General features: G+C 64.7%; 12 protein-coding genes (1 of these 12 only partly in view). 8 read left to right on the forward strand and 4 right to left on the reverse strand.

Annotated elements, in window-relative coordinates; translation table 11 throughout:
* Positions 1 to 868, reverse strand: the 5' portion of a protein-coding gene (gene tyrS, locus Q5Z11_RS18990; RefSeq protein WP_303747831.1) for a tyrosine--tRNA ligase. The gene continues 347 nt to the left of window position 1, outside the view; 868 of the gene's 1,215 nt are visible here — the first part of the coding sequence; it begins with the start codon at positions 866 to 868; its stop codon lies beyond the left edge, outside the window.
* A gap of 167 nt (positions 869 to 1,035) precedes the next feature.
* On the opposite strand from tyrS, the gene Q5Z11_RS18995 reads away from it, so the two are divergent.
* The gene (locus Q5Z11_RS18995; RefSeq protein ID WP_303747832.1) at positions 1,036 to 2,493 is read left to right on the forward strand and encodes a peptidoglycan DD-metalloendopeptidase family protein; all 1,458 of its coding nucleotides are present in this window, start codon (positions 1,036 to 1,038) and stop codon (positions 2,491 to 2,493) included.
* Between the two features lie 73 nt (positions 2,494 to 2,566).
* Positions 2,567 to 3,691: an anhydro-N-acetylmuramic acid kinase gene (locus Q5Z11_RS19000; RefSeq protein ID WP_303747833.1), complete on the forward strand. Its 1,125-nt coding sequence runs from the start codon at positions 2,567 to 2,569 to the stop codon at positions 3,689 to 3,691.
* 91 nt (positions 3,692 to 3,782) lie between these two features.
* Here Q5Z11_RS19000 and Q5Z11_RS19005 read toward each other — a convergent pair whose 3' ends face one another.
* From Q5Z11_RS19005 to Q5Z11_RS19015, 3 genes are all read right to left on the reverse strand, one after another.
* Positions 3,783 to 4,010, reverse strand: a complete 228-nt coding sequence (locus Q5Z11_RS19005) for a hypothetical protein (protein ID WP_303747834.1) — start codon at positions 4,008 to 4,010, stop codon at positions 3,783 to 3,785.
* A gap of 78 nt (positions 4,011 to 4,088) precedes the next feature.
* On the reverse strand, positions 4,089 to 5,618 hold the full coding sequence (locus Q5Z11_RS19010; protein WP_303747835.1) for an AmpG family muropeptide MFS transporter: 1,530 nt from the start codon (positions 5,616 to 5,618) through the stop codon (positions 4,089 to 4,091).
* Entirely contained in the window at positions 5,615 to 6,415 is an 801-nt protein-coding gene (locus Q5Z11_RS19015) for an exodeoxyribonuclease III (protein WP_303747836.1), read from the reverse strand. The genes Q5Z11_RS19010 and Q5Z11_RS19015 overlap by 4 nt, the downstream gene beginning before the upstream one ends.
* Positions 6,416 to 6,612: 197 nt before the next feature.
* Between Q5Z11_RS19015 and pyrE the strand changes: the two genes are divergently transcribed.
* The 6 genes from pyrE (at position 6,613) to kdpC (ending at position 13,165) form a co-directional block, all read left to right on the forward strand.
* Entirely contained in the window at positions 6,613 to 7,272 is a 660-nt protein-coding gene (pyrE, locus tag Q5Z11_RS19020; protein ID WP_303747837.1) for an orotate phosphoribosyltransferase, read from the forward strand.
* Positions 7,273 to 7,287: 15 nt separating this feature from the next.
* Positions 7,288 to 7,992, forward strand: coding sequence for a hypothetical protein (locus tag Q5Z11_RS19025; protein WP_405051622.1), 705 nt, complete (start codon positions 7,288 to 7,290; stop codon positions 7,990 to 7,992).
* A gap of 688 nt (positions 7,993 to 8,680) precedes the next feature.
* Positions 8,681 to 8,773 carry a potassium-transporting ATPase subunit F gene (locus tag Q5Z11_RS19030; protein WP_054660392.1) on the forward strand — a complete coding sequence of 31 codons (93 nt, stop codon included), beginning with the start codon at positions 8,681 to 8,683 and terminating at the stop codon, positions 8,771 to 8,773.
* An 11-nt stretch (positions 8,774 to 8,784) separates the two neighbouring features.
* Positions 8,785 to 10,503, forward strand: coding sequence for a potassium-transporting ATPase subunit KdpA (gene kdpA / locus Q5Z11_RS19035; RefSeq protein WP_303747838.1), 1,719 nt, complete (start codon positions 8,785 to 8,787; stop codon positions 10,501 to 10,503).
* 8 nt (positions 10,504 to 10,511) lie between these two features.
* Positions 10,512 to 12,560, forward strand: coding sequence for a potassium-transporting ATPase subunit KdpB (gene kdpB, locus Q5Z11_RS19040; RefSeq protein ID WP_303747839.1), 2,049 nt, complete (start codon positions 10,512 to 10,514; stop codon positions 12,558 to 12,560).
* Between the two features lie 8 nt (positions 12,561 to 12,568).
* A complete protein-coding gene (gene kdpC / locus Q5Z11_RS19045) occupies positions 12,569 to 13,165 on the forward strand; it encodes a potassium-transporting ATPase subunit KdpC (RefSeq protein WP_303747840.1) in 597 nt (198 codons plus the stop codon).
* The last annotated feature ends 26 nt before the right edge of the window (positions 13,166 to 13,191 follow it).

Here is a 13,191-nt window from a genome sequence, read left to right on the forward strand (position 1 = left end):
TGATCTCACGCGGGTTGATGGTGCCGGCCTCGACATCGGCGCGCAGCTGCCTGGCCTCGTCAATGGAGATGTCGAAGCTGAGCAGGTCGATCCAGCGCCACATCAAGGTGTCGTCCACCTTCATGGTCTTGGTGACCATGTCGATGGCCGGCTCACTGATGCCGATGTAGTTGTTGAGCGACTTGGACATCTTGTTGACGCCGTCCAGGCCTTCCAGCAGCGGCATGGTCAGCACGATCTGCGGCTTCTGGCCGTGGTTTTCCTGCAGGCCACGGCCCATCAGCAGGTTGAACTTCTGGTCGGTGCCGCCGAGCTCGACGTCCGCTTCCAGTGCCACCGAGTCGTAGCCCTGCACCAGCGGGTAGAGGAATTCATGGATGGCAATGGACTGCTGGGCGGCATAGCGCTTGGCGAAATCGTCACGCTCGAGCATGCGGGCGACGGTGTGCTGGCCGGCCAGGCGGATCATGTCGGCCGCACTCATCTTGCCGAACCACTCGGAATTGAAGCGGACTTCGGTCTTTTCCCGGTCCAGCACCTTGAATACCTGCTCTTCATAGGTGCGCGCATTGGCCAGCACGTCTTCCTTGCTGAGCGGCTTGCGGGTCAGGCTCTTGCCGGACGGGTCACCGATCATGCCGGTGAAGTCGCCGATCAGAAAAATGACCTGGTGGCCGAGGTCCTGGAACTGACGCAGCTTGTTCAGCAGGACGGTGTGGCCGAGGTGCAGATCCGGTGCGGTGGGGTCGAAGCCGGCCTTCACGCGCAGTGGGCGGCCGCTTTCCAGACGCTGGCGCAGGTCTTCCACTTTGAGGATTTCATCGGCTCCGCGACCGATCAGGGCAAGGGCTTCATCAATCGAGGACACGCTAAAACTCCCGACTTCGCAGTCAAAAACATGAATGGTGTTAAGTACAAGTTAACCACGTTAACCGATCGAAAAGCCATGCGGCTCAATGGTTTGACGCGGTATTGATAGGTGTCTATGTTACCTGCGTTTGGGCCCGCGATCCGGGTCGACCAGAGAACCGACCGATGTCCCAACCCGATCATGGCTCCGCGCGCAAACAGCGCTTCCAGGAAAGACTGCACGTCCTGCACGACAACGCCCTGCATCGGAAGTTGAAGGAACATCTGCCCGCCGCGTTCAACGAACGCTGGAGCCGGCGGCATTGGATCCACGCCAGCCTGTTCGTCACCATCGGTGCGCTGGCGGCGACGATTGTTCCGGGCTTTTCCAACGCCATCGACAGCAACCTGCCGTCATCCCACTCCACGCTCGCCCTGCCGCTGCCGCCGCTGTCCTTGGCGCGACGCGGTGAAACCCCGGGTGACAGCTGGCAGATCCAGCGGGTGGAGCGCGGCCAGACCTTGAGTGACCTGTTCGCCGCCGCTGGCGTGCCGGCCAGCACGATGCAGAAGGTGCTCGATCATCCCGGCACCCGCGATGTATTGACCAAGCTGCGGCCGGGCGCCGAAATCGCCTTCGACCTGCCGGTCAATGGCACGCTGCGCAGCATCCGCTTCGACCGCGATGGCAACCACCGCGTTGAGCTGAGCCTGCAGGGCGACCAGATCCGCGAAAAAGTCAGCGAGCGTGCAACCAGCACCCGCACCGTGGTGGCCAGCGGTGAAATCACCAGTTCGCTGTACAACGCCGCGCGCAAGGCCGGCTTGTCGCCATCGGCCATCGCCACGATGACCGATGAGATCTTCAAGTACGACATCGACTTCTCCAAGGACCTGCAGCCAGGCGACCGCTTCAGCGTGGTGATGGACGAAACCTGGCGCGAAGGCGAGCGCATCGACACCAGCAAGATCCTGGCGGCGACCTTCCAGACCGGCGGCAAGACCTATACCGGCTTCCGTTTTGATCGCAATGGCAAGTCCGAGTACTTCGACCTCAACGGCCGCTCGCTGAAGAAGAGCTTCATCCGTTCGCCGATCCAGTTCGCCCGCCTGAGCTCGAACTACGGCACCCGGCGCCATCCGATTCTCGGCACCATGCGCACCCACAAGGGCGTGGATTACGCAGCGCGTACCGGCACCCCGATCATGGCCGCCGGTGATGCCCGCGTGCAGTTTGCAGGCACCCAGCGCGGCTACGGCAATGTGGTGATCCTCGACCACGGCAGCGGCCACACCACCCTGTACGGGCATATGTCGCGGCTTGGCCCCTACCGTGCCGGGCAGCGCGTGAACCAGGGCCAGGTGATCGGCTACGTGGGCTCCACCGGCATGTCGACCGGCCCACATCTGCATTACGAATTCCGCGTCAACGGCGTCCATCGCAATCCGCTGTCGGTGACGATGCCGCCGCCGCAGCCGCTGCAGGGCGCCGATCTGGCCGCGTTCCGCGCACAGACCGCACCGGCGATGGCGCGCATCCAGGGCATGGAAGAACTGATCTACGCCGATGCTGGCGACAGCAAGCAGCCGGCAGCAACACAGACGGCGGCTGCCACACCGGCAGCAGGCGGCAAGCGCGGCTGAGCCAGCGCAACACCGTTGACGATACGGGCAGGGAGCTAGAAGCTTCCCTGCCCGTTTCTTTTTGGCGACCGCCATGACCTCTGTTGATCCACAGCTGCCCCTGTTCCTTGGCTTGATGTCCGGCACCAGTGCCGACGGCATCGATGCGGCGCTGGTGCAGTTTCCGCAGAGTGGCGGCTGCCGCTTCGTGCACGGTCTTACCCATGCCTGGGATGGCGCCACCCGTGACGCGTTGATCGCGCTGGGCCAGGGCGGCGAGCCCGCATCGATGGATGCGCTGGGGCAACTGGATGCCAGTGTCGGCATCGCCTTCGCCGCGGCCGCCAACCAGCTGCTGGAAGACGCCGGTGTGCAGCGCGCGCAGGTGCGAGCGATCGGTTCGCACGGCCAGACCATCCGTCACCGCCCGTTGAGCAACCCGGCTTTCACCTGGCAGATCGGCGATGCCAACCGTATTGCCGAGCTGACTGGCATCACCACTGTTGCCGACTTCCGCCGTCGCGATGTCGCTGCTGGCGGGCATGGCGCGCCGCTGATGCCGGCCTTCCACCTGGCGATGCTGGGCAGCGCCGACGAAGACCGCGCGGTGCTCAATCTCGGCGGCATCGCCAACCTCAGCCTGATTGCGCGCGATGGCAGCATCCGCGGCTTTGATACCGGCCCGGCCAATGCCTTGCTGGACGCTTGGTGCCAGCGTCATCTTGGTCATGCGTTTGATGCTGATGGGGCGTTTGCTGCCAGTGGTCGGGTGGATGAAGCGTTGTTGGGTCGGCTATTGGCCGAGCCTTGGTTCACGTTGCCGCCGCCGAAGAGCACCGGACGCGAGCAGTTCCACCTGGAATGGGTGGAGGCGCAGCTCGGTGCGGCCTCGTTGTCACCTGCGGATGTACAGGCGACCTTGCTGGAGCTGACCGCAGCCACGGTGGCCGATGCGCTGCTGGCACAGCTGCCAGCTGCGCGGCGCGTGCTGGTCTGTGGCGGTGGTGTGCGCAATCCGCAGTTGTTGTCGCGGTTGCAGGCGCGGCTACCGGGCGTGCTGATCGGCTCCAGCGCCGAGCATGGGCTGGACCCGGATTACATGGAAGCGATGGGGTTTGCGTGGCTGGCGCAGGAAACCCTGGCCGGGCGGCCGGGCAACCTGCCCAGCGTCAGCGGCGCGCGTGGGCCGAGGATTCTGGGCGCGATTCATTTGGCGTGAACGGTTGGCGGTAGGCGGTAGTGCCGAGCCATGCTCGGCAGAGGCTTTACCGGGAACGCCCCAGCCGAGCATGGCTCGGCTCTACAGGGGCTTAGATGTCGCTGCCGGTTGGCAGGGCCTGCAGGGCCTTGATGGCTTCGGAGAGGACGTCCACTTCCGGGTCCTCGAATCCGCCGCGCACATTGTGTTCGCTGGTGAACAGCCCCTGCTCCAGCAGGGCCAGGCAGGTTTGCTCGCGGGTCCAGCCGCGCGCCACCGAAAGGCGACGAATGCGCTCCATCAGCAACGGATCGATATCCCGCAGAGTCACGTCGGCCATGTGCACCACATTACTGTCGGTGGATCCCCCGGCGGCATCATCAACGACACCGCCGGAGGATTCAATCGGTGCGCAAGATCAACCCGCGCGCGACAGCTGGGTGGTGGCGTCAACCTCGCGGCGCAGCCACCACGCCATCAGCAGGCCTGGCATGCCTACTACCACCGAGACCAGGAAGAAAATCTGCCAGCCATAGGCGTCGGCCAACACACCGGCAAACGGCCCGACAAACACCCGCCCCAGGGTCGCGAATGCCGATAGCAAGGCGTAGTGGGTGGCCGAGAAGCGTGTACCGCAGAGGCCGCTAAGCAGCGCAACAAACGCGGCCGTGCCCATGCCACCGGCGAAATTGTCCAGGCTCAGGGCGAACAACAGCAGGCCATCCATCGGTGTGGGATGGTCGAGGTGGACGATCAACAGGTTGAACGCCGGCACTTCAACCGTACCCCATGCCCCTGCCCCTTCCCGCGCCAACAGGTAGAAGCCAAGATTGGAAACCAGCTGCAACACGCCAAAACCAATCACCGCGGTCGACAGGCGCAGACGCAGCAGGAAGAAACCGCCGACGATGGCACCCACTATCGTCATCAGCAGGCCGATGGTCTTGTTGGCCAAGCCCACTTCAGCCTGGCTGAAGCCCATGCCCTTGAGCAGGAACGGGGTGGACAGGCTCAGCGCGAACGCATCGCCCACCTTGTACAGCACCACCAGTGCCAGGAAGGCACCCGCGCCGCGCATGCCGAAATAGCTGCGCAGCGATGCATTGAGCGTCTCGAACCGCACCCAGCGGGTAACGCCCAGCCCCAACACCATTGCTGCTGCGATCTGGGTGACGACGAACACCAATCGCACCCAACGATCCGCGCTGTCCGGATCCAATCCGCACAGCACCAGTGCCTGATGCGCCAGCCATGCACCCAGCGCGACGCCGGCGACCAGCGCCAGGAAACCTCGCAGCTCACCGCCAGCCTTGGAGACCGGTGCCTTGAAGCGCTCCGGCAGCTGCGGCATCAGCAGCAGCGCCAACGCACCCACCGCCACCGACAGGCCGGCCATCACCCGGTAGACCTGCGGCCAGCTCTGCCATTGCTCAGCCCAGATCAGGGTGATGCCGCCGGACAGGACCATCGCCAACCGGTAGCCCAGCACGGTCAACGAACCACCCAGGCCGCGCTCGGCCGGTGCCAGCAGATCGGTACGGTAGGCGTCGATCACCACGTCCAGCGTGGCCGACAAGCAAGCCACCAGCACCGCCACCGAGGCGAACAACGCCAGGTTGCGTGATGGCGACAGCGTGCTCATGAAGGTCAGTGCCGCGCCAAGCGCGAACAGCATCAGCACGATCCAGCCGCGCCTGCGGCCTAGCACCGGCAGATCGAAGCGGTCGATCAGCGGCGCCCACAGGAACTTGAAGGTGTACGGGATGCCGATCAGCGACAGGAAGCCGAGCGTGACCAGGTCCAACCCGTCCACCGTCAGCCACGCCTGCATCGCACCACCGGTCAGCGCCAATGGCAGGCCGGAGGCGAAACCGAGCAGCAGGATCACGAACAACCGGCGCAGGCGTTGCAACCCGGCCGGCGGGGCTTCCACTACCGCTTCAGTCACAGGTCGTAGTCCACGGTGAACGGGGCGTGGTCGGAGAAGCGCTGGCCGGTATAGATCGAGCAGCCGCGCATGCGCTCGCGCAGGCTGGGGGTCACGAACTGGTAGTCGATGCGCCAACCAACATCGTTGGCGCGGGCCGCGCCGCGGTTGCTCCACCAGGTGTAGTCCTGGCCTTCCGGGTGCAGCGCGCGGTAGGCATCGACCCAGCCACGGCCATTGGCGGTATCGGTCAGCTCGGCCTGGTCGGCGCAGAAGCCGTTCATCCAGTCGCGCTCCTGCGGCAGGCAGCCGGAGTTCTTCTGGTTTGACTTCCAGTTCTTGATGTCCAGCGCGCTGCGCACGATGTTCCAGTCGCCGCACAGCACGTAATCACGGCCGCTGGCCAGCCATTCGTCGAGGATCGGCTTCAACCACTCCATCACTTCATATTTGAAGCCCTGGCGCAGATCACCCGAGGAACCGGACGGGATATAGAACGAAACCACGCTGAGGTTGCCGAAGCGTGCCTCGATGTAGCGGCCCTCGTCGTCGAACGGTGCCCAGCCCAGTGCGGTACGCACCTCGTCCGGCTCGCGTCGGCTCCAGATGCCTACGCCGCTATAGCCTTTCTTGGTGATGGCATCGCGGTAGAAGCAGTGATGGCCATCCGGGCGGAACAGCGCGTCGGTCAGCTGCGACTCCTGCGCCTTGGTTTCCTGGATGCAGAGCACATCGGCCTGCTGGGACAGGAACCACTCGTTGAAGCCCTTGGTGGTGGCCGAACGGATGCCGTTGGCATTGAAGCTGGTAATACGCATGAAGGACCGCTGTTGGGAAAGCTCAAGACCGGCACAGCATACCGCCCGGACCGGGGCGGTCGACAAACCAGGCCGGGGTTTTCCCCTGACAGCACTTCGGCCCAAGGGCCAGGTGCGGTCCGGACCCGCAGCGCAGCAATTGCAGGGGCCATGCTTTACCCTAGGAGCCTCAATAGACGATAAGACAGCGTATTTACATGAGTGACCACCGTTCCCGTTTCCTGCAGCTGGCGCTGAATGCCGACGCGCTGCGTTTTGGCCAGTTCACCCTCAAGTCCGGCCGGGTAAGCCCGTATTTCTTCAATGCCGGCCGTTTTGACACCGGCCTGGCCCTGGCCGAGCTGGGCAACTGCTATGCGGACGCCATCGATGCCGCCGGCATTGCCTACGACCAGCTGTTCGGCCCGGCCTACAAGGGCATCCCGCTGGCTACCGCCATTGCCTGCGAGTTCTCGCACCGCGGCCGCAACCTGCCGTTGACCTTCAACCGCAAGGAAGCCAAGGACCACGGCGAAGGCGGCACCCTGATCGGCGCCGACATGGCCGGCAAGCGTGTCCTGATCGTCGACGACGTGATCACCGCCGGCACTGCCATCCGTGAGGCACTGGCCATCATCCGCGAGGCCAAGGGCATCCCGGCCGGTATCGTGGTGGCACTGGACCGCCAGGAGATCGCTTCGGAAGAAGACCGCCGTTCGGCCGCCCAGGCGGTGTCTGCCGAAACCGGCATTCCGGTGATCGCCGTCGCCAATCTGGCCGACCTGCTTGCATTCGCCTCCGGGAACCCGGAACTTGTTGGCTATCGCGAACCGTTGCTGGCCTACCGTGGCCGCTACGGGAGCAATCCGACAGGCTGATAGCAGGGGGCTGCCATGGTGCCGAATCCGTCCAAAAACGCTGCAACGTTGTTGTTGGTGCTGGCTGCGCTGGCACTGCCCGCGTTCGCCCAGAACGCGCCGTCGAATGCCGGCAAGAAGCTGTATTGCTGGGATGAAGGCGGCAAGCGCATCTGCTCGGACACCTTGCCACCGGAAGCGGTGAACAAGGCGCGCGAGGAGTTCAACGCACGCAGTGGTATACGAGGTGCGGAGGTGCAGCGCGCGCTCACGGCCGAAGAACGTGCTGACGCAGCCCTGGCCAAAGCCCAGCAGGAAGTGGACGCGGCGGCGGCGGATACGCGCAAGCGTACCGAGCAGGCGATGTTGTCCACTTATGGCAGCGAAGATGATCTACGCCGTGTATTCAGTGAGCGCACGGCGATCGTCGACAACAACATCAAGACTGCGATTTTCAACGTGACCAGCCTGCGTGGGGCCCTTGCCTCCCAGCTTGCTGGCGCCGGCAACAGGGAGCTGGCCGGGCAGAAGGTACCTGACAAGCAGGCCGGTGAAATCCGCCAGCGCCACAACGAACTGCTGGCGCAGCTGCGTCTGCAGACTGCCTTCGAGCAGCAGCGGCAGGCGTTGGAAGTCGAGATCGCCGAGAGCCTGGCGCGGTACCGCGAGCTGAAGGGGATTGCAGCGCCGGCTTCGGCCGCTGCCGCACCTGCGGCCAGCGCAGAGCCAGCCAAGGGCTGAAAGCGGTAGTGCCGAGCCATGCTCGGCAGGGCTTTCCAAATAAACTGTCGGACTCAGAATGAAAGCGGCCTTCGGGCCGCTTTTTTTGTTTAAAAGCTTCCCCTCATCCGCCCCTTCGGGGCACCTTCTCCCGCAAGCGGGAGAAGGGATTGGCTTTCCTACGGCCGCAAGTCCGCGAGCTGCTGAAAGTCCACGTGCACCTGAGAGTCCACGAACTGCAGCAGAGTCGCAGCAGAGCAAGCGGGAGAAGGGATTGGCTTTCCTGCGGCCGCAAGTCCGCGAGCTGCTGAAAGCCTAAGGGCGCCTGAAAGTCTACGAGCAACAGCAGAGCCAGCCGCAAGCCATGACCGCCGTCCCTTCTCCCGCCTGCGGGAGAAGGTGCCCCGTAGGGGCGGATGAGGGGGCTTCGGCTCTGGACCTCGCTTCGGCTTCAGTTTGGGCTCTGGCTCTGGACTTTGACGCCGCTTCCACCGCGCCGTCAGCCGCCCCTCCCCAAAACCCCACTTTTTACGCGCCTTTTACGCCAACCCAACCCCAGCAGCGTCGATCGTTTACGCCTCCCAGGCGGACGATAGCGGCCTGATCGGGGTGATCAGACTTGTCGTTCGCGCCTGCCTGCCGCCCTACCCGTCCACCGACGCGTACTCCGGCAGCCCCGGCCGCGTCCTGATCCTGATTCGAGGTTTCCATGCCCGGCTGGCTTGCTCTGTTGTGCGGCGTAGTGGTGCTGATCGCCGCTGCCTACCTGTTGTACGCGGTCCTTCGACCTGAGTCGTTCTGAGGAGCGCCGTCGTGATTGAACCCATCATCATCATTCTGGCCAGCCTGGCGCTGGCCTGGCCGCTCGGCCTGTACCTGGCGCGGCTGATGCGCGGTACGCCGATGCGTATCGACGTCCTCTTCCATTGGATCGAGAAGCCGCTGTACCGCGTGCTCGGCGTTGATCCCAAGCATTCCATGTCCTGGCGCGGCTATGTGGTCGCCTTCCTGCTCAGCAACCTGGTGTTGGCAGTGCTGACCCAGGCGGTGTTCATGACCCAGGCCTGGTTGCCGTTGAACCCGGACAACGTCCCCAACATGCGCTGGGATACCGCGTTCCACACCATGGTCTCGTTCCTGACCAACACCAACCAACAGCATTACAGCGGCCAGGCGCAGCTGTCCTATTTCTCGCAGATGACCGGCATCACCGGCCTGCAGGTGATCACCCCGATGATGGGCCTGGCACTGGCAGTGGCAACGCTGCGTGCCTTGTTCATGAAACCGGCGACAAGCGACACCAGCAACACCCCGGTGCGCGTGACTGTAGGTAACTACTACGCCGACGTCGTGCGCCTGTGCCTGCGCTTCCTGCTGCCGCTGTGTCTGGTATGGACGCTGCTGCTGAACTGGCAGGGCGTGCCCTCCACGTTGGCCGCTGGCCCCCAGGCCACACCGATTGATGCCAGTGCCGGCATGGAAACGCAGAAGATTCCGCTCGGCCCGGTGGCGGCGATGGTTGCAGCCAAGCAGCTCGGTGCCAATGGTGGCGGCTGGTACGGTCCGAACAGCGCCTTCCCGCTGGAAAACCCGACGCCATTGTCGAATGCGCTGGAACTGATCGGCATCCTGCTGATTCCGATGGCCATCATCTGCATGCTCGGTGCCTTCACCGGCCGACGCCGCTTTGGTGCCCTGGTGTTCGGCTGCATGCTGACCATGTCGGTGCTCTCCACCGGCGCCAGCCTGTGGCTGGAAGGTCACAGCGCCAGCGCCGCCAGTGCGCTGCTGATGGAAGGCAAGGAAGCCCGCTTCGGCGCCGATGGCACAGCGCTGTGGTCGTCCATCACCACCCAGGTGCAGAACGGCTCGGTCAACGGCATGCATGATTCATTGAGCCCGCTCGGCGGCATGATGCCCATCGTCAACATGCTGGTCAGCGCGATCTGGGGCGGCATTGGTTGCGGCATCCAGCAGTTCCTGGTCTATCTGATGATGGCGGTGTTCCTGGCCGGCCTGATGACCGGACGCACGCCGGAACTGCTGGGTCGCAAACTGGAAACACCGCAGGTGCGCCTGCTCGCAGTGCTGGTGCTGCTGCAGCCGATCACCCTGCTTGGCTTGACCGCGCTGACCCTGGCCGTGCCCGGCCTGGCCGGCACCTCCAACCCCGGCTTCCATGGCATCAGCCAGGTGTTCTACGAGTTCACCTCGGCCTATGCCAACAACGGCTCGGGCTTTGAAGGGCTGGCTGACAACACCGTCTGGTGGAACCTGAGTTGCGCGCTGGTGTTGGCACTGGGTCGATTCCCGATCCTGATCATCCCGCTGATCATCGCCACCCAGCTGGCAGCAAAACGGCAGGTGCCGCAAAGCGCCGGCAGCCTGCAGATTGAAACCCCGACCTTCGCATTGACGCTTATCTGCGTGGTCATCGTCCTTACCGTGCTGCAGTTCCTGCCAGCGCTGGTGCTTGGCCCGGTGGCCGAACACCTGAGCCTGCTGGCCCTGCAGGGAGCCCCGTCACCGTGAACGCCCCCATGAACCGTTCTGCCTCTCCTGCGGCATCGCGCCGCCCCGCCCTGCTTGATGCAGCCGGCCTGCGCCGTGCGCTGCTCGACTCGGTACGCAAGCTGTCGCCGCTGCACCTGCTGCACAACCCGGTGATGGCGGTGGTGATGGTCGGCACCGCACTGGCGCTGATCGTCACCCTCAGCGGCCATGCGCCGATGGGCTTCGGCCTGGCCGTTACCGCGATCCTGCTGGTGACGGTGTTGTTCGGCAATTTCGCCGAAGCCGTGGCCGAAGCACGTGGTCGTGGTCAGGCCGCGTCGCTGCGGCGAGCACGTCAGGACCTGGTCGCACGGCGTGTCACCACGCCGTTGCAGGGCGCGACCGAAAGCCGCGTCCCCGCTGCCGAGCTGCGCCCGGGTGAGTATGTGATCGTCAGCGCCGGTGAGTTCGTGCCGGCCGATGGCGAGATCGTGCGCGGCTTGGCCACCATCAACGAAGCTGCCGTAACTGGCGAATCGGCACCGGTATTGCGCGAGGCCGACACCGACCGCTCCGGCGTGATCGGCGGCACCAAGGTGCTGTCCGACGAGATCATCGTGCGGGTCAGTGCCGAGCCGGGCCACAGCTTCCTCGACCGCATGATCGCGCTGGTGGAAGGTGCAAACCGTCAGAAGACGCCGAACGAGATCGCATTGACCCTGCTGCTGGCGGCGATGTCGCTGACCTTCCTGGTGGTGGTGGCAACGCTGCCGGCCATTGCAGGCTTTGTCGGCGTCACCGTCGATCCGCTGCTGCTGATCGCCCTGCTGGTCTGCCTGATTCCGACCACCATCGGCGGCCTGCTGCCGGCCATCGGCATCGCCGGCATGAACCGTGCGCTGTCGGCGAATGTGCTGGCCAAATCCGGCAAGGCCGTGGAAGTAGCCGGCGACGTCGACGTGCTGTTGCTGGACAAGACCGGCACCATCACCTACGGCGATCGTCAGGCTACCCACTTCCATCCGTTGGCCGGCATCGACGCCGCACAGCTGCGTGAAGCGTCACTGCTGTCGTCCTTGGCCGACCCGACACCGGAAGGCAAATCCATCGTACGTCTGGCCCGCGAGCAGGCCTGCACCACCGCCGAACCGGAAAAGGCGGAGTACCTTTCCTTCACCGCACAAACCCGCATGTCCGGCGTTGACCTGGACAACGGCCGCAGCATCCGCAAGGGTGCCGCCGATGCCATCACCGCACATGTGTTGGCGCTGGGCGGCAGCGTGCCGAACGAACTGCAGGCACGCGTGGACCAGGTTGCCCGTGGCGGCGCCACGCCATTGGTGGTCAGCGAAGGAAAGCATGTACTCGGTGTGGTGGAACTGGCCGACGTGGTCAAGCACGGCATGCGCGAAAAGTTCGCACAGCTGCGGGCAATGGGTATCCGCACGGTGATGATCACCGGCGACAATCCGCTTACCGCCGCCGCCATCGCCGCCGAGGCCGGTGTCGATGACTACATCGCGCAGGCGCGGCCGGAAGACAAGCTGGCACGCATCCGCGCCGAACAGGCCGGCGGTCGGCTGGTGGCAATGGTCGGCGACGGCACCAACGATGCACCTGCGTTGGCCCAGGCCGATATTGGCCTGGCGATGAACTCCGGTACGCAGGCGGCCAAGGAAGCCGGCAACATGGTCGATCTGGATTCGGATCCAGCCAAGCTGCTGTCAGTGGTGGAAGTCGGCAAGCAGCAGCTGATCACCCGCGGCGCGCTGACGACCTTCTCGCTGGCCAATGACGTCTCCAAGTACTTCGCGATCCTGCCGGCGCTTTTTGCTGCCAGCATCCCGTCGATGGCAGCCTTGAACGTGATGCAGCTGTCGAGTCCGCGCAATGCGGTGCTGGCAGCGCTGATCTTCAATGCACTGGTAATCCCGGCCCTGATCCCGCTGGCCCTGCGCGGTGTGCGCTTCCGTCCGGCCACCGCCACCGCGCTGCTGCGGCGAAACATGCTGGTGTACGGCCTGGGCGGCGTGCTGCTGCCATTTGCGGCCATCAAGGCCATCGACCTCCTGCTTGCTTTGGTATTTGGCGCATGAACACCTCAATGAACTCCTCCCCTCGTTCTGGCAACCCGTTGTGGCGACCGGCCATTGGTCTGTCCTTGTTCGGCCTGCTCGGCACCGGCCTGGTCTATGCGGTGCTGGCCACCGGCATCTCCGGCTCGCTGTTTCCGGCACAAGCCGATGGCAGCCTGATCCGCGATGCCGACGGACAGGTGCGTGGCTCGCTGTATCTGGCGCAGCCGTTTGCCGGCGACGGTTATTTCCAGACCCGTCCTTCGGCGGCCAACTACGACCCGATGGCCGCGGCCGGCAGCAATATGGCGCGCAGCAATCCGGACCTGGTCAAGCGCGTCAGCGAAGCCACTGCTGCCACCGCAGCGCGCGAGAAGATCGATCCGGCCACCGTGCCTGGCGATCTGGTCACGCAGTCGGCCAGCGGCCTGGACCCGGAGCTGTCGCCTGCTGCCGTACAGGTGCAGGTGGCGCGCGTGGCCGCTGCGCGTGGCTTGCCACCGGCCCAGGTGCAGGCCTTGGTTGATGCACAGCTGCAGGACCGCCAATGGGGCGTGTTCGGGCAACCACGGATCAACGTGATTGCCCTCAACCGGGCGCTGGATCAGGCCGCGCATGCGCGGTGATGTCGGCCGCACCGGCAACAGCGCAC

This window comes from Stenotrophomonas sp. 610A2, assembly GCF_030549615.1.
In the GTDB taxonomy this organism is placed as follows: Bacteria; Pseudomonadota; Gammaproteobacteria; order Xanthomonadales; family Xanthomonadaceae; genus Stenotrophomonas; species Stenotrophomonas pigmentata.